The organism is bacterium, from assembly GCA_036524115.1.
In the GTDB taxonomy this organism is placed as follows: domain Bacteria; phylum JAUVQV01; class JAUVQV01; order JAUVQV01; family DATDCY01; genus DATDCY01.
In genome coordinates, this window is record DATDCY010000065.1 from 1 (window position 1) to 15950 (window position 15950).

The following is a 15950-nucleotide window of genomic DNA, read 5'->3' on the forward strand; positions in this document are numbered from 1 at the left end:
CGCGCCACGCGGAAGGACGGGCCCTCGAACGGCGCCCGACGGCAAAGGCCCGCGAGGACGCGCTCGCTGCCGCCCCGGAGGCCCTGCTGCGCGACCGGCGGCGCGGCACCATCGTGGTGCTCGGCCCCGGGCAGCGGGTGCATGTCTTCTCCGGGGAGGGGCGACACGTCACGAGCCTCGCGATGGACGCGGACGCGGTGCGCCGCCGCCGGCGGCTGGAGCGCTGGGAACCGCTGGAGGCGCCGGCGCGCGCGGCCTTTCGCGAGGCGCTGGCGAGCCGCGCGGGCGAGGACGGGCCCTACTCTTCGTCGCCGAGGAGCAGCTCGGCGTAGCCGACGCGCTTGAAACCCTTGGGCACCGCGAAGTCGGCGGCGGGGAAATTCTGGACAGCGACGGACTTCACCTCGAGGGTGCTTTTCTCGCCGATGAAGTAGAGGATCTGCCGCAGCGGGTATCCCGTCGCCCGCAGCGCCCGATACGGTGCGCCGTCCTCGTAGCCCTGGCCGGCGCCATTGCCCTCGCCCAGCATCTGGCGCATCGCCTGCGCGAATGCCGCCGGGTCGACCTCGGCCGCGATGTCGAGCTTCGGGGCGATCCAGAGCTCCTCCACCAGCTCGCCGTCGACGACGACCGCGTGGCGGCGCGTCTCGTACCCGAGGAGGCGCTCGCCGGGGCCCTTGTCCTTGATCTCGACGCCGGGCGGCTTGGCTGGCTGCGCCGGCGCGCCCTGCGCCGCTTCCTCCCCGGGGGCGCCGCCTTCCGCGGCGGCTTCCTCGCGCGCCTGCGCGTCGGCGCGCGCCAGCTCCGCGGCAAGGTCCTTGAGCGGTCCGCCGGCGTAGCGCTTCGATCCGGCGTCGAAGAGCCACCCTTCGCCGCCCTTGACGTCGATGATCATCGTCAGCCCCTCGAGCGCGCCGTCGACGCGGACCTTCCCCGCCTGGAACCAGTAGGTGGTCAGGTCGTCGGGGAACTCGGGGTCCACCTCCTCGATGCGGAAGCCGGCCCGCGCCGGGACCGCGGACGCGAGGACCACCGCGGCGAGCAGCAGCGGGAGCGCGGGCGCGAGTCTCTTCATGGTCTCTTCATCGGGGTTGTCGCATCATAGCTGCTTTCCGGGCGGCTTGACAACCGTCGCGCGCGCGGATATTCCCGTGGGCATGGGAGAAAGGCTTCGCCGCGGCGCCCGGGTCTGCGCACTGGCCCTGCTCGCCGGCTGCGCGGCGGCGCGGCCGCCGGTCCCGGAGGCCGCCGTGCCCGCGGCGCCCGTCGTTCCGGCCGCTGCCGCCGGCAGCGGCACGCTGCGCATCGGCTCCTCCCCCGCGGGGGCCCGGATCATCGTCGACGACACGCCGACGAACTTCCGGACGCCCACCGCCTTCCCGCTGCCCGCGGGCGGCCACCGGGTCATGCTCTCGCTCGCCGCCCACCGCAACTGGGAGGCGAAGGTGCGCCTCGAGGCCGGCGCCACCACGCAGGTCGACGCCACGCTCGCGGCCCTCGGCACCGGCAGCGTGGGCGTCTCGAGCACCCCGCCGGGCGCGGCGATCTGCGTCGACGGCGAGCCGACGGGGCTCGTGACCCCCGCCACCGTCCCCGCGCTGCCGGTGGGCACGCACACCGTCCAGCTGCGCCTCGAGGGCTACGAGGCCTGGTCGCAGGCGGTCGTGGTGCGGCCGGACCGCCACTTCCCCTTCCAGGCGCTGCTGGCCCCCTCGCGGAAGAACCTCGGGCGGCTGAACGTGCGCTCCCACCCGCCCCGGGCGCTCATCGCGCTCGACGGCGTCCCCCTGGGGAAGGTCACGCCGCAGTGCCTCGGCGAGGTGCCGGCGGGCTCGCACGTGATGGAGCTGACGCTGGCCGGGTTCCGGCCGTGGAGCGGCACGGCGGTCGTGGAAGAGGGGCGCGCGCGCGACCTGCTCGTCACGCTGCGGCGCCTGCCGGCGCAGGAGGCGGGCCGCGCGCGCATCGAGAGCGAGCCGGCGGGAGCGACGATCACGCTCGACGGCGTCGCGCTGGAGCAGCCCAGCCCCGCGAGCATCGACGGCCTGCCCCCCGGCACGTTCTCGGTGGAACTGGCCGCGCCGGGGCGGCGGCCGTGGCGCGGCGAGCTGACGGTGCTCTCGGGCCAGCGCACGCTGTTGCAGGCGGTTCTCGACCCCGTTCCGTAGCAGGCCCGGAGACCCGGCGCAGGAAGAGAACGGGGGCCGGGCGTCCCCGGCCCCCGCTGAACGGGCTAGTAGCGGTAGGTCACGCTCGCGGCAACCGTGTTCTGGGAGTGGCTGACCTCGAGCCCCGGTCCGAAGGGGTTCTCCATCATGTTCAGGTTGTCATTGCGCTGCGTCTTCTCGAAGGCGTGCTCGTAGGCCAGGTCGAAGACCCACTGGCCCATCGTGTAGCCATAACCCACCGTCAGGTGCTGCTCGACGATCGCCGGGAAGAGCGGGTTGAGGTAGGCGTCGGGCACCGGGCTCTTGCCGAAGTTGTAGCCGACGCGGAGCGCCTGCGCCGGGGTGATCAGGTACTCCGCGCCGATGGCGAAGACCCACTGGTCGTCCCAGTGCATCGCGAAGTCCGCCTCGAGGTTCTGCGGCGCGAAGCCGCTGTCGGGGCTGCTGAGCTTGAGCTTGGGCACCTTGACCGCATCCGACCAGTTGATCCACTTGACGTCGGCGGCGAGCGTCAGCCCCGTGATGGGCAGGTAGGCCACGCCGAACTCCACCTCCTGGGGCCAGGTGAAGTCGTCCATCTTCGCGTCGTAATCGGTCTTCATCTGCCCGAAGTTCAGCGTCGCCGTGCCGTCGTCCATCTTGAGATCGGTCTTTGTCGTGTAGGTCGCGCCGAGGCGCACCTGCGGGCCGAGCTTGTACTGCGCGCCGATCCGGCCGGCGACGCCGAAACTCGAGAGGTCCCTGACCCGCATGCCGGCGAAGTCGTCGCCGGTCCCCGGGGTCCCGTCGAAGCCCGGCGAGTAGGTCTCCGGGAAGAAGGAGAACTTCATGCGCGCATAACCGACCATGACCGTCGCGCCGAGGGTCAAGTCCTCGGTGGCCCGGTAGGCCACCATCGGGTTCAGCCGCATGAAGGAGACCTCGGACATCAGGTGGTCCTTCGTGCCCATGCCCGTGTTCACGCCCTTGAAGTCGACGCCCATCCCGCCCTGCGCGTAGAGGCCGAAGCCCACCGTGAACGGGGTGCCCCCGATCCGGTGCACGTAGCCGAGCTGCGGCATCGCGAAGACCTGGTTCTCGCCTTCGATGTCGTTGGCCCCGCCCATGTTGGTCATCCCGAGCTTGGGCATCAGCGCCGTGACGCCGATGCTCGCGGAACTCGGCGCGCAGCCGCAGATCAAGGCGGGGTTGCCGCTCACCGCCGCGGCGTCGCTGTCGGCGGCGACATCCGCCCCGCCCATCCCGGTGGAGCGGGGATTCGTGCCGATCATCTCCATCCCGTTCGTGGCCCCGGCCGGGGCCGCTGCGACGGCGCCGACCAGCGCCGCCGCGCACAGTGCCGCTAGGGTCTTCCTCATCTCGCCCTCCTCGTTGTTGGTGGCCGCCTTCGGTGTCCCCTCACTATACGCGCTTCCGCCGCGGAGTGTTTCAGCAAACCGCGTGGCCGGGGATGCGCGCGGGCCGCGTTTGGCGCGGGGAGAGCCGGCGCGCCGGCCGCCGCACGGGGCGCGGGTGAATTCTGACAGGCTGACAGTGCGACCTGACAAGTTGGCATTCCTGGCGCGTGTGAAAGAACGCACCACCACATGACCCGGGCAACGCCCCACGTTTTTGCCTCGCCGCAGGGGCCGCGCAAGTCCGTGGGACATGGTATGGATTTTGCTAAATACCTGCCTGTTCCGCCGGCAACGGGTCCGGACCGAGGGGACGGGCGCCCGCCGGCGATGAAGCGAAGAGATGACGAAATTCGAACGAGGGACCATGGACAGGGAGGTGAGGGCCGGAGATCACGAGCGCGCAGGGAGTCCCAGCACGGGGAACGGATGTCCCCAGGTGAGTCCCGCCAGCGGGACCGTCAACAAGGAGGAGAGCTGATGCCGAGTTACGTTCTCACGGAGAAGTGCGACGGGTGCAAGGGGCAGGACAAGACCGCCTGCCAGTACATCTGCCCCAACGACCTGATGACCCTCAACCGGGACATCATGAAGGCGCACAACCAGGAAACCGACCAGTGCTGGGAGTGCTACAACTGCGTGAAGATCTGCCCCCAGCAGGCGATCGAGATCCGGGCCTACCAGGACTTCGCCCCCCTCGGCGCGAACGTCATCCCGATGCGCTCGACGGACTCCATCATGTGGACCGTGAAGTTCCGCAACGGGACCCTCAAGCGCTTCAAGTTCCCGATCCGCACCACCGTCGAGGGTTCGATCGACCCCTACGCCGGCAAGCCGGAGCCCGACTACGCGAAGCTCAAGAGCCCGGGTTTCTTCAACTACGAGGCCCGCAAGTAGCCGCGCCGCGGATCAGGGAGGATAAGAGAGCATGGAAAAGGAGAGCTGCACTTTCTCGTACTGCCAGAAGCCCGCGGTCATCGAGGTCGAGACCGACCTGCTGCTCATCGGCGGCGGCATGGCCTGCTGCGGCGCCGCCTACGAGGCCGCGCGCTGGGCGACCCCCAAGGGCATCAAGGTGACGATGGTCGACAAGGCCGCGACCGACCGCTCCGGCGCCGTCGCGATGGGCCTGTCGGCGATCAACACCTACGTCGGCGAGAACAAGCCCGAGGACTACGTCAAGTACGTCCGCGCCGACCTGATGGGCATCATCCGCGAGGACCTGGTCTACGACCTGGGCCGGCACGTGGATGACTCGGTCCACCTCTTCGAGGAGTGGGGCCTGCCGATCTGGAAGAAGGGCGACGACGGCTTCTCGCTCGACGGCTTCCAGGCCCGCGACGCCGGCAAGAAGTCCCTCAGGGACGGCGGCACGCCGGTGCGCTCCGGCAAGTGGCAGATCATGATCAACGGCGAGTCCTACAAGGTCATCGTGGCCGAGGCCGCCAAGAAGGCGCTCGAGTTCAACCGCAAGGGCACGGGCGTCGACCAGAACCACTTCGAGCGCGTCTTCATCGTGAAGCTCTACAACGACGCGAGCGACCCGAACCGCGTCGCGGCCGCGGCCGGCTTCTCCGTGCGCGAGAACAAGATCTACCTCTTCAAGGCCAAGGCGATGATCAACGCCGCCGGCGGCGCCGTCAACGTCTTCCGCCCCCGCTCGGTCAAGGAGGGGCAGGGCCGCGCCTGGTACCCGGTGTGGAACTCGGGTTCGGGCTACGCGCTCGGCATGCAGGCCGGCGCCGAGATGACCCTCATGGAGAACCGCTTCGTGCCGGCGCGCTTCAAGGACGGCTACGGGCCGGTCGGCGCCTGGTTCCTCTTCTTCAAGGCGAAGGCCACCAACGCGCTCGGTGAGGACTACTGCGCGAACCAGGAGTACCTCGCGGAGGCCAAGGCCAAGTACGGCAAGTACGTCGACGCGATGGGCACGGCGATCCGCAACCACCTGATGATGAAGGACATGAAGGCCGGCAAGGGCCCGATCCTCATGCGGACGCACGAGGCCATGGCCGCCATCAACAAGGACTTCGTCGACAAGCTCGGCGAGAAGGAAGGCAAGAAGAAGGTCAAGCACCTCGAGGCCGAGGCCTGGGAGGACTTCCTCGACATGGCGATCGGCCAGGCCGGTCTCTGGGCCGCCAAGAACATCGAGCCCGACAAGGAGCCCTCCGAGATCATGCCGACCGAGCCCTACCTGCTCGGCTCGCACGCCGGCTGCGCCGGCTTCTGGGTCAGCGGCCCCGGCGACATCCCCGGCACCCCGGCCCACTACACCTGGGGCTACAACCGCATGTCCACCGTCAAGGGCCTGTTCATGGTCGGCGACGTCTGCGGCGCCTCGGGCCACAAGTTCTCCTCGGGCTCGCACGCGGAAGGCCGCATCGCCGCCAAGTCGGCGCTCGCCTTCATCATGGACAACAACACCATGCCGAAGGCCGCGGTCACGGCGGACGAGGTCGCCGCCGAGCTCTACGCCCCCTACGAGCTGTACGAGAAGTACAAGACCTTCACCACCGACCCGAAGACCAACCCGCACTACATCAAGCCCGACATGCTCCAGGCGCGCCTGCAGAAGATCGGCGACGAGTACTTCGGCGGCATCTCGACCTGGTACATGACCTCGAAGACGATGCTCGAGACCGGCCTCAACCTCCTGACCATGCTCAAGGAGGACTCGGCCCGGATGGCGGCGGGCAACCTCCACGAGCTGATGCGCTGCTGGGAGAACTACCACCGCATCCTCTCGCTCGAGGCGCACGCGCGGCACATCCTCTTCAGGGAGGAGAGCCGGTACCCGGGCTACTACTACCGCGGCGACTTCGACAAGATCGACGACGACAACTGGCGCTGCTTCACGAACTCCGTCTACGACCCCAAGACCAACAACTGGACCATGAAGAAGGTGGAGTACAAGCAGCTCTTCGCCTAGCACCGCTCGCCCGGGGGAGGGCCAGGTGCGCCCTCCCCCGGGCTTCCTCATCCCCACTGCCGCAACACCCCAGCAGGCCCGCCGCGGGCGGACGATCGGACCTGACCGAAGGAGAACGTGCATGACGGAACAGAAGGCAGCGCAGCAGACGAAGGCCGTGCTCGTCGTCGGCGGCGGCATCAGCGGCATCACGGTGGCCGTCGAGACGGCCGAGGCCGGCTGGCCCGTGGTCCTGATCGAGCGGGGGCCCTCGCTCGGCGGCCGGGTGGCGGCGAACCACCTCTACTTCCCCAAGATGTGCCCTCCCCCCTGCGGTCTGGAGATCAACTACCAGCGGCTGCGCAAGAGGCCGGAGATCCGGGTCCTGACCCTCGCCGAGGTCACCAAGCTCGAGGGCGGCACGGCGACGATCAGCGTCAAGCCCCGCTACGTGAACGAGAAGTGCACCGCCTGCGGCAAGTGCGCCGAGGTCTGCCCCGTGGAGCGGCCGAATCCGCACAACGCCGGGCTCGACACGACCAAGGCGGCCTACCTGCCGCACGCCTCGGCCTACCCCCAGCGCTTCGCGATCGACATGTCGGTCTGCAAGGGGGCGGCCTGCAACAAGTGCGCCGAGGCCTGCGCCTACGGCGCGATCGAGCTGGACATGAAGGAGCGGACCGTCGAGGTCCCGGTGGGCGCCGCGGTCGTCGCCACCGGCTGGCTCCCCTACGACGCCAAGCGCCTGGATGTGCTCGGGTTCGGCGTCGCGAAGAACGTGATCACCAACGCCATCATGGAGCGCCTCGCGGCGCCCGCCGGCCCCACCGGCGGCAAGATCCTGCGCCCCTCCGACGGCCAGCCGCCGAAGCGGGTGGTCTTCGTGCAGTGCGCGGGGTCGCGCGACCGGCTGCACCTGCCGTACTGCTCCGCCGTGTGCTGCACGGCGTCGCTCAAGCAGGCCGGCTACGTCCGGGCGCTCTACCCGGACGCCGAGCTGACCATGTGCTACATCGACGTGCGCACGCCGGGCCGGCTCGAGGACTTCTACGTCAAGGCCCGCGACGAGCACAAGATCACCATGCTCAAGGGCAAGGTCGCCAAGATCACCGAGGACGCCGCCGGCACCGTGACGCTCGAGGTCGAGGACGTCCTCGGCGGCACCAAGCGGCACCTGGCGGCCGACCTCGTGGTGCTGGCGACCGGCATGCCGCCCGCCACCCCCGGGGGGCTGCCCGGCGTCGCCTACGACGCGAACGGGTTCGCCACCGGCGCGTCCGGCCAGGTCCCCGTCTTCGCCGCCGGGTGCGCGAAGAAGCCCGTCGACGTCGCCGGCGCGGTCCAGGACGCAACCGGGGTCGCGCTCAAGGCGATCCAGGCCCTCGTGAGGAGCTAGCACATGGACAAGAAGATCGGAGCCTACATCTGCAGCGGCTGCGGCATCGGCGAGGCGCTCAAGATCGACCGCCTCGAGCGCAAGGCCGCGGCCAAGGGGGCCAAGGTCGTCAAGACCCACCCGTGCCTCTGCGGCGACGAGGGCAACGCCCTGATCGCCGCGGACGTGGCCAACGAGGGCGTGAACACCGTCGTCGTCGCGGCCTGCTCGCCGCGCGCGATGGTCGACGCCTTCCGCCTCGACGTGCCCATCCTCGAGCGCGTCAACCTGCGCGAGCACGTCGTCTGGAGCCACGAGCCCAACACCGACGGCACGCAGGAGCTGGCCGAGGACTACCTCGCCATGGGCCTGATCCGGGCCCAGAAGACCCTGCCGCCGGAGCCCTTCGTCTCCGACCAGCCGGTCTCGAAGAAGATCCTCGTCGTCGGCGGCGGCCTCACGGGCCTCGCTGCGGCCGAGGAGGCGGCGGCGGCCGGCTACGACATCGTGCTGCTCGAGCAGGCGCCCCGCCTCGGCGGCTGGCTGGCGCAGGCCTGGAAGGACGTGCCGCAGAAGGCGCCCTACCGCGAGCTCGAGACGCCCCTGGCCGCGGAGAAGGCGCGCACGGCGCAGGCCAACCCGAAGATCCGCGTCATCACCGGCGCGACGATCGAGAAGATCGCCGGCCAGCCCGGCCTCTTCGACGCCACGGTGAAGACCGAGGCCGGCGAGGAGACGATCCGCGTCGGGGCGATCGTCCTGGCCACCGGCGCGCGCCCCTACGACGCGTCGAAGCTCGGGCACCTCGGCTACGGCAGCACGCCGGACGTGATCACCTCGGCGGACCTCGAGACGATGGCCGCCAAGGGCGAGATCCTCCGGCCCTCCGACCGCAAGAAGGCGAAGAGCGTGCTCTTCGTCCAGTGCGCCGGCTCGCGCGACGCGAACCACCTCCCCTACTGCTCGGCCACCTGCTGCGCCAACTCGCTCAAGCAGGCGCTGTACGTGCGCGAGCGCAACCCGGACGCCGAGGTCACGATCGTCTACCGCGACCTGCGCACGCCGGGGCAGGGCGAGTTCTTCTACCAGCGGGCCCAGGAGGACCCCGGGATCTTCCTGACCAAGGGTGATGTCACGGGCGTCGCCGCCGAGGGCGGCCGCGTCGCCGTGACCGCGAAGGACACGCTGCTCGGCGAGTCGGTGAAGTTCCAGGCCGACCTCGTCGTGCTCGCCACCGGCATGGTCCCGACCACGGTGGACGGGCCGATCCTCAACCTCCAGTACCGGCAGGGCCCGGCGCTGCCGACGCTCAAGTACGGCTTCCCGGACTCGCACTTCATCTGCTTCCCGTACGAGACGCAGCGCACCGGCATCTACGCGGCCGGCACCGTGCGCCTGCCGATGGACACGGCGCAGGCGCTGCAGGACGCGGCGGGCGCGGCGCTCAAGGCGATCCAGTGCGTCGAGCTCACCAGCCAGGGCAGGGCCGTGCACCCGCGCGTCGGCGACTCCTCGTTCCCCGAGTTCTTCCTCCAGCGCTGCACCCAGTGCAAGCGCTGCACCGAGGAGTGCCCGTTCGGCACGCTCGACGAGGACGAGAAGGGCACGCCGAAGCCGAACCCCTTCCGCTGCCGCCGCTGCGGCGTCTGCATGGGGGCCTGCCCGGAGCGCATCATCTCCTTCAAGAACTACTCGGTCGACATGCTCGCCTCGATGATCAAGTCCGTCGAGACCTCGGACGACGAGGACGAGTCGCGGTTCGTCGGGCTGATCTGCGAGAACGACGCCTACCCGGCGCTGGATGCCGCCGGCCTCGCGCGCCTGAAGTACTCGAGCGACATCCGCTTCGTCCCGCTGCGCTGCCTCGGCGGCGTGAACCTGGTCTTCATCGCGGAGGCCATGAACAAGGGGGTCGACGGGGTCCTGCTCCTCGGCTGCAAGCACGGCGAGAACTACCAGTGCCACTTCATCAAGGGCAGCGAGCTCTGCAGCGTGCGCCTCTCGAAGGTGCAGGAGACCCTCGACCGGCTGCAGCTCGAGTCCGGCCGCGTCAAGATGGTGCAGCTCTCGATCAACGAGTACGACCAGCTGCCGAAGATCGTCGACGAGTTCATCGAGGAAGTGAAGGAGTTCGGTCCGAACCCCTTCCGCACCATGTAGCCCCCGGGCCGGCAGGAAAAGGAGACACGACACGATGTCTGACGCGCAGCTGATCAAGCCCGACCTCGGCTACGTCAAGGAGGTCATCGCCGCCGGCGGCGAGTCCCTCAAGAAGTGCTACCAGTGCGCGACCTGCACGGTCGCCTGCGAAGTCACGGGGGACGCGCGGCCCTTCCCCCGCAAGGAGATGGTCTGGGCCCAGTGGGGCCTCAAGGACCGGCTCATCAACGACGCCGACGTCTGGCTCTGCCACCAGTGCGCGGACTGCACCGCGCGCTGCCCGCGCGACGCCAAGCCCGGCGAGGTGCTCGGCGCGATCCGCCGCACGGCCTACAAGGCGCACGCGGTGCCGGGCTTCATGGGGGCGCTCTTCGCGAACACCGCGTACCTGCCGGTGGCCTTCCTGATCCCGGTCGTGATCCTCGCGGCGATGGTCATGCTCAACAACCAGCCGGCGGGCGGCTCGCACCTGATCCCGATCTTCGGCGGCGAGGGCTTCCTGCCGCAGGGCGGCGAGATCCGCTTCTCGCGGATGATGCCGATCGTCACCGGCGTCGACGTGACCTTCCTCTCGGTCGCGTTCCTCGCGCTGCTCTCGGCGATCGCCAGCCTGCGGCGCTTCTGGGGCAACCTCGAGGCGCAGGTGCCGGCCTCGGTACCGCGCAAGGGCTTCGGCCCCGCGGCGGCCGAGTTCCTCGGCGAGATCGTCAGCCACGCCAGCTTCAAGAAGTGCACGGTCAACGCCGGGCGGACCCTGGCGCACCTGCTGGTCTTCTACGGGTTCATCGGCGCGTTCATCGCCACGAACATCGTCCTCGTCTACGAGTGGGGGACGAAGTTCGGCATCTTCCACGAGCTGGAGACGCCGCTGGCGTTCGCCGGCCCGGGGCTGCTGCCGAAGCTCTTCGGCAACGTCGGCGGCCTGGCGATCCTCTTCGGCGCGCTGCTGATGATGAACAACCGGCTGGCCAAGAGCCAGGACAGCCCGTCGAACGGCTATGACTGGGCCTTCCTCTTCTCGATCTTCCTCGTCGCCGCGACCGGCCTGCTCGCCGAGGCGCTGCGCCTCATGAACAACGCCGCCATGGCCTACCCGATGTACTTCGTGCACCTGGTCTTCGTCTTCTACGTCATCGCCTACCTCCCCTACTCGAAGCTGGCGCACCTGCTGTACCGCCCGCTCGCCATCATCCACGCCAAGAACGTCGGCCGCGACGTCGCTGCCGCCGCCACGGCCGCCTAGAGACGGACGCAATCCCTTACGCGAAAAGGAGACGAACGACGATGATCAAGCCGCACGGGTCCGACAAGCTCAACCCCCTCTACGTCGCCGACGACGCCAAGCGCGCCGCGCTCATCAAGGAGGCCGCCTCGCTGCAGTCGGTGGTCGTGTGTTCGGCCGCCGCCGCCAACGCGGTGATGCTCGGCTCGGGCTACTTCAACCCGCTGACCGGCTACATGAACAAGGCCGATGCGCTCGCGGTGGCCGAGAAGCTGCACACGACCAAGGGGCTGTTCTGGCCGGTGCCGATCCTGAACATGGTCAAGGACAAGGCGGCGATCCACGGCGCCAAGCGCATCGCGCTGCGCGACCCGAACGTCGCGGGCAACCCGGTGCTCGCGATCATGGACGTCGAGGCGGTCGAGGAGTTCTCGGACGCCGACATGAAGATGATGACCCAGAAGATCTTCCGCACCGAGGACCCCGAGCACCCCGGCGTGGCGGCGTTCAACTCGGTCGGCAGGGTCTGCGTCTCCGGGCCGATCCAGGTGCTGAACTTCTCGTACTTCGAGGCGGACTTCCCGGACACCTTCCGCACCGCGGTCGCCATCCGCAACGAGATCCAGGAGCGCGGCTGGAACAAGGTCGTCGCCTTCCAGACCCGCAACCCGATGCACCGCGCCCACGAGGAGCTGTGCAAGATGGCGATGGAGGCCGAGAAGACCGACGGCATCCTGATTCACATGCTGCTGGGCAAGCTCAAGAAGGGCGACATCCCGGCCGACGTGCGCGACGCCTGCATCCGCAAGATGGTCGAGCTCTACTTCCCGAAGAACACCGTGATGATCACCGGCTACGGCTTCGACATGCTCTATGCCGGCCCGCGCGAGGCGGTGCTGCACGCGGTCTTCAGGCAGAACACCGGCTGCACGCACCTGATCGTCGGCCGCGACCACGCCGGCGTCGGCGACTACTACGGCGGCTTCGACGCCCAGACGATCTTCGACACCGAGGTCCCCAAGGACGCGCTGCTGATCAAGATCTTCCGCGCCGACAACACCGCCTACTCCAAGAAGCTCGGCAAGGTCATCATGATGCGCGACGGCAAGGACCACACGAAGGAAGACTGGGTCACGCTCTCGGGCACGAAGGTCCGCGAGATGCTCTCCAAGGGCATCGCGCCGCCGCCGGAGTTCTCCCGCCCCGAGGTCGCCAAGATCCTCATGGAGTACTACCAGTCGACGCTGGCCTAGCGCCGCGCCGACATCCGTTCACGGGGCCGCGGGAGACGATCCCGCGGCCCCGTCTTTCTTTCTCGCATGGCCGCACGGGGGCGCTTGACTGCCCTCTCGTCGAGTTTCAGAATGGTTACATGTGCGCCTCGACGGCAGACGGAGGATCCGGCGCGGGACCCGTCCCATCCGCCACGCCGTCCGCCTCCGCCGGAAGCTACCGCCTCCAGGACCTGCTCGACCTGGAACAGTTCCAGCGGCTCCAGGACAGCCTGAACGCGGTCTGCCCCTTCCCCTCCGCGATCATCGACAACGACGGCACCATCCTCACGGCCACCGCCTGGCAGGACGTCTGCACGAAGTTCCACCGCGTGAACGAGCTCTGCGCCGCGGAGTGCCGCAAGAGCGACCAGTACATCCGCGCGCACCTGAGGGAGGCGAACCCCGCCGTGACCTACCGCTGCCCCCACGGGCTCGTCGACAACGCCGTGCCGATCGTCGTCGAGGGCGTGCACCGCGCGAACTTCTTCACCGGCCAGTTCTTCCTCGAGCCGCCGGACCTCGATTTCTTCCGCGCCCAGGCGGCTCGCTTCGGCTTCGACGAGGCGGCCTACCTGGACGCGGTCCGCCGGGTCCCGGTCTGGTCGCGCCCCCAATTGGACGCGTACCTGCGCTTCATCAAGGACCTGATCGACGTCATCGTGGGGATCGGCCTCAAGAACCTCCGGGCCGCCCAGACCGAGACGATGATCTCCGGCATCCTCAACGCCGTGCCGCAGTCGATCTTCTGGAAGGACCGCGCCGGCGTCTACCGCGGCTGCAACGAGCCCTTCGCCAGGGCGGTCGGCCTCGGGGCCCCGGAGCGGATCATCGGCAAGACGGACTACGACCTGCCCTGGCCCCGCAGCGAGGCCGACGCCTACCGCGCGGACGATTTGGAGGTCATCAACGGCAGCCGCCCGAAGCGGCACATCATCGAGCCGCTGCAGCAGTCCGACGGCAGCCGCCTCTGGATCGACACGACCAAGGTGCCGCTCGCCGGCGCCGACGGCGCCACCTGGGGTGTGCTCGGCGTCTACGAGGACGTGACGGAGCGCAAGCGCGCCGAGGAGGCGCTGCAGGAGCGCGAGCGGCAGCTCGCGGAGTCCCAGCGCATCGCCCACATCGGCAGCTGGCAGCACAACCTCGCGACCGGCGAGGTCGTCTGGTCCGACGAGCTGTTCCGCATCCTCGGGCTCGACCCGCGCACGGACAAGGCCGACATCAACGAGTTCTTCGGGATGATCCACCCCGAGGACCGCCCCATGGTGCAGCGGGCGGTCGGCGAGACCCTGCGGCTCGGCACCCGCTTCAGCGTCGACTATCGTTTCGTCCTGCGGGGCGGCGCGGTGAGAGCCATCCACGCCGAGGCCGAGCTGCTGGCGGACGCCACGGGCAACGAGGTGATTCTCAGCGGCACTGCCCAGGACTTCACGGGCCGCAAGGAGGCCGAGGACCAGCTGCGTCAGAACGAGGAGTTCATCCGGGGGATCCTCGACACCGTGGACGAGGGCTTCATCGTCCTCGACCGCGACTACCGCATCCTCAGCGCCAACAAGGCCTACTGCCGCCAGGTCGGCTGCTGCGAACAGGAGATCCCGGGCATGCGCTGCTACGAGGTCTCCCACCGCAGCGACCGGCCCTGTTTCGAGAAGGGGGAGGAGTGCCCGGTGCGGGAGGCGTTCGCGACGGGCCAGCCCCACGGCGCCCTGCACCGCCACGTCGACCCGCACGGAGGGACGCTCTACGTGGGGACGAAGGCCTACCCGGTCAAGGACGAGGCGGGCAACGTCCTGTCGGTCATCGAGACGGTCAACAACATCACCGAGCGGCACCTGCTCGAGCAGGAGCGCCTCAAGACGCAGAAGCTCGAGTCCATCGGCACGCTCGCCGGCGGCATCGCCCACGACTTCAACAACCTGCTGCAGGGGCTCTTCGGCTACATCTCGCTGGCACGGCTCTCCCTGGACCAGCCGGAGCGGGTCGAGGCGATGCTGAGCCAGGCCGAGGAGGCGCTGCACGTGACGGTGAACCTCACCGGCCAGCTGCTCACGTTCTCCAAGGGCGGCAAGCCGCGCAAGCGGCTGATCCGGCTCGAGCCGGTGGTCGAGAACGCGGTGCGGTTCGCCCTGAGCGGCTCCTCGATCAGCCACACCCTGGAGGTGACGCCCGACCTCTGGCCGGCGGAGGCGGACGCGGGGCAGCTGGCACAGGTGATCCAGAACATCGTGCTCAATGCGGACGACGCGATGGGCGGGCACGGGAGCATCGACATCCGCCTGGAGAACGTCCCGGCCGACGGGGCACGCGCCCCCACGCTGCCGGCGGAAGGGCGCTTCGTACGCATCGCGATCCGGGACAACGGGTCCGGTATCCCGCCGGAGAACCTCGAGCGGATCTTCGACCCGTACTTCACCACGAAGACGAAGGGCTCAGGCCTGGGGCTCGCGACCTCCTACTCCATCGTCCGCGGCCACGGCGGCGTGATCGACGTCGACTCCGAGCCCGGCCGCGGCAGCACTTTTTCGGTCTACCTGCCGGCCGCCGACGGCGCTGCGCCCGCGGAGCGCGCCGCTCCCGCGGCGGCCGGGACGGCCGCGCGCGGCCGGATCCTGCTCATGGACGACGAGCCGCTGGTGCGGGATGTCGCGACCGAGATGATCGGGGCGCTGGGCCACGAGGTCCGTTGCGCCGCCGACGGGGAGACCGCCGTCACGATGTACCGCCGGGCGCGCGAGTCGGGCGAGCCGTTCGACGTCGTCATCCTCGACCTGACCATCCGCGGCGGGATGGGGGGCGAGGAGGCGCTCCGGCAGATCAAGGCCGTCGACCCCGGGGCAGTGGCCGTGGTCTCCAGCGGGTACGCCGACAAGGGCGTGGTCGCGGACTTCCGCACCTTCGGGTTCTCCGCGTCCCTGAACAAGCCCTATCGCATGGAGGCGCTGCGCGACCTGCTCGATTCGCTCATCGGGAAGTCCGCCGCGCCGACGGAGACGGGCGCGCCGCCGGGGCGCTGACGGAGGCCGGCCGGACCGGCGTCGTCCTCACCCTCGCGCGGCCGCGACGAGCAGCACCGCGCCGGCGGCCGCCAGCGAGAGCAGCAGGACGCGCCGATAGCGTTCCTCGCCCATCCGGCGGTGCACCAGCCAGCCAGCCCAGGCCCCCGCCGCCAGGAACGGCAGCGCGAGCAGGGCCGCCCCCAGGACCGCCCGGCTCGTGATGCCGGTCGCGCCGTGCAGGGTGACGACCCAGAGACCGCTGACGAGGAAGTACAGCTGCAGCGCGGCGTGCGTCTCGCGCTTGTCCCACCCCCGCGCCGCGGCGTAGAGCGAGGCGACGGGGCCATTGGCGTTGAAGGCGCCGCCGAGCAGGCCCGCGACCGCCCCCGCCGCGAGGGCCGGGCCGCGACCGGGGCCCAGCGTCAGGCGGCGCGCCCCCAGCAGCGCGGC

At 69.6% G+C, this 15950-nt stretch carries 12 protein-coding genes; 9 read left to right on the plus strand and 3 right to left on the minus strand.

What is annotated here, in order from left to right; translation table 11 throughout:
- Positions 1-332, plus strand: a 332-nt coding sequence (locus VI078_03090; GenBank protein ID HEY5998268.1) for a hypothetical protein, incomplete at its 5' end; no start/stop codon positions are given.
- Here VI078_03090 and VI078_03095 read toward each other — a convergent pair.
- The gene (locus VI078_03095; GenBank protein HEY5998269.1) at positions 299-1075 is read right to left on the minus strand and encodes a hypothetical protein; all 777 of its coding nucleotides are present in this window, start codon (positions 1073-1075) and stop codon (positions 299-301) included. The two genes, VI078_03090 and VI078_03095, sit on opposite strands and share 34 nt — an antisense overlap.
- Positions 1076-1157: 82 nt before the next feature.
- Between VI078_03095 and VI078_03100 the strand changes: the two genes are divergently transcribed.
- Complete coding sequence (locus VI078_03100) at positions 1158-2168, plus strand: PEGA domain-containing protein (GenBank protein ID HEY5998270.1); 1011 nt, start codon at positions 1158-1160, stop codon at positions 2166-2168.
- A 65-nt stretch (positions 2169-2233) separates the two neighbouring features.
- Here the strand turns inward: VI078_03100 and VI078_03105 are convergent, their stop codons facing one another.
- Positions 2234-3526, minus strand: coding sequence for an outer membrane protein transport protein (locus VI078_03105; GenBank protein HEY5998271.1), 1293 nt, complete (start codon positions 3524-3526; stop codon positions 2234-2236).
- Between the two features lie 516 nt (positions 3527-4042).
- Between VI078_03105 and aprB the strand changes: the two genes are divergently transcribed.
- From aprB to VI078_03140, 7 genes are all read left to right on the plus strand, one after another.
- Entirely contained in the window at positions 4043-4459 is a 417-nt protein-coding gene (aprB, locus tag VI078_03110) for an adenylyl-sulfate reductase subunit beta (protein ID HEY5998272.1), read from the plus strand.
- A gap of 31 nt (positions 4460-4490) precedes the next feature.
- Entirely contained in the window at positions 4491-6494 is a 2004-nt protein-coding gene (gene aprA / locus VI078_03115; protein ID HEY5998273.1) for an adenylyl-sulfate reductase subunit alpha, read from the plus strand.
- A gap of 121 nt (positions 6495-6615) precedes the next feature.
- Entirely contained in the window at positions 6616-7869 is a 1254-nt protein-coding gene (locus tag VI078_03120; protein HEY5998274.1) for a CoB--CoM heterodisulfide reductase iron-sulfur subunit A family protein, read from the plus strand.
- Between the two features lie 3 nt (positions 7870-7872).
- Complete coding sequence (locus tag VI078_03125) at positions 7873-10008, plus strand: hydrogenase iron-sulfur subunit (GenBank protein ID HEY5998275.1); 2136 nt, start codon at positions 7873-7875, stop codon at positions 10006-10008.
- 34 nt (positions 10009-10042) lie between these two features.
- Complete coding sequence (gene qmoC / locus VI078_03130; GenBank protein ID HEY5998276.1) at positions 10043-11251, plus strand: quinone-interacting membrane-bound oxidoreductase complex subunit QmoC; 1209 nt, start codon at positions 10043-10045, stop codon at positions 11249-11251.
- A 41-nt stretch (positions 11252-11292) separates the two neighbouring features.
- Positions 11293-12483 carry a sulfate adenylyltransferase gene (gene sat, locus VI078_03135; protein ID HEY5998277.1) on the plus strand — a complete coding sequence of 397 codons (1191 nt, stop codon included), beginning with the start codon at positions 11293-11295 and terminating at the stop codon, positions 12481-12483.
- Positions 12484-12602: 119 nt separating this feature from the next.
- Positions 12603-15518: a PocR ligand-binding domain-containing protein gene (locus VI078_03140; protein HEY5998278.1), complete on the plus strand. Its 2916-nt coding sequence runs from the start codon at positions 12603-12605 to the stop codon at positions 15516-15518.
- Positions 15519-15545: 27 nt separating this feature from the next.
- Here the strand turns inward: VI078_03140 and VI078_03145 are convergent.
- On the minus strand, positions 15546-15950 hold a 405-nt coding region (locus VI078_03145), incomplete at its 5' end, for a TSUP family transporter (GenBank protein ID HEY5998279.1).

Bases quoted from the DNA above. Each gene is read 5' to 3' on its own strand.
- VI078_03095 (HEY5998269.1), bottom strand. From the start codon at position 1,075: ATGAAGAGACTCGCGCCCGCGCTCCCGCTGCTGCTCGCCGCGGTGGTC.
- VI078_03100 (HEY5998270.1), top strand. From the start codon at position 1,158: ATGGGAGAAAGGCTTCGCCGCGGCGCCCGGGTCTGCGCACTGGCCCTG.
- VI078_03105 (HEY5998271.1), bottom strand. From the start codon at position 3,526: ATGAGGAAGACCCTAGCGGCACTGTGCGCGGCGGCGCTGGTCGGCGCC.
- aprB (HEY5998272.1), top strand. From the start codon at position 4,043: ATGCCGAGTTACGTTCTCACGGAGAAGTGCGACGGGTGCAAGGGGCAG.
- aprA (HEY5998273.1), top strand. From the start codon at position 4,491: ATGGAAAAGGAGAGCTGCACTTTCTCGTACTGCCAGAAGCCCGCGGTC.
- VI078_03120 (HEY5998274.1), top strand. From the start codon at position 6,616: ATGACGGAACAGAAGGCAGCGCAGCAGACGAAGGCCGTGCTCGTCGTC.
- VI078_03125 (HEY5998275.1), top strand. From the start codon at position 7,873: ATGGACAAGAAGATCGGAGCCTACATCTGCAGCGGCTGCGGCATCGGC.
- qmoC (HEY5998276.1), top strand. From the start codon at position 10,043: ATGTCTGACGCGCAGCTGATCAAGCCCGACCTCGGCTACGTCAAGGAG.
- sat (HEY5998277.1), top strand. From the start codon at position 11,293: ATGATCAAGCCGCACGGGTCCGACAAGCTCAACCCCCTCTACGTCGCC.
- VI078_03140 (HEY5998278.1), top strand. From the start codon at position 12,603: ATGTGCGCCTCGACGGCAGACGGAGGATCCGGCGCGGGACCCGTCCCA.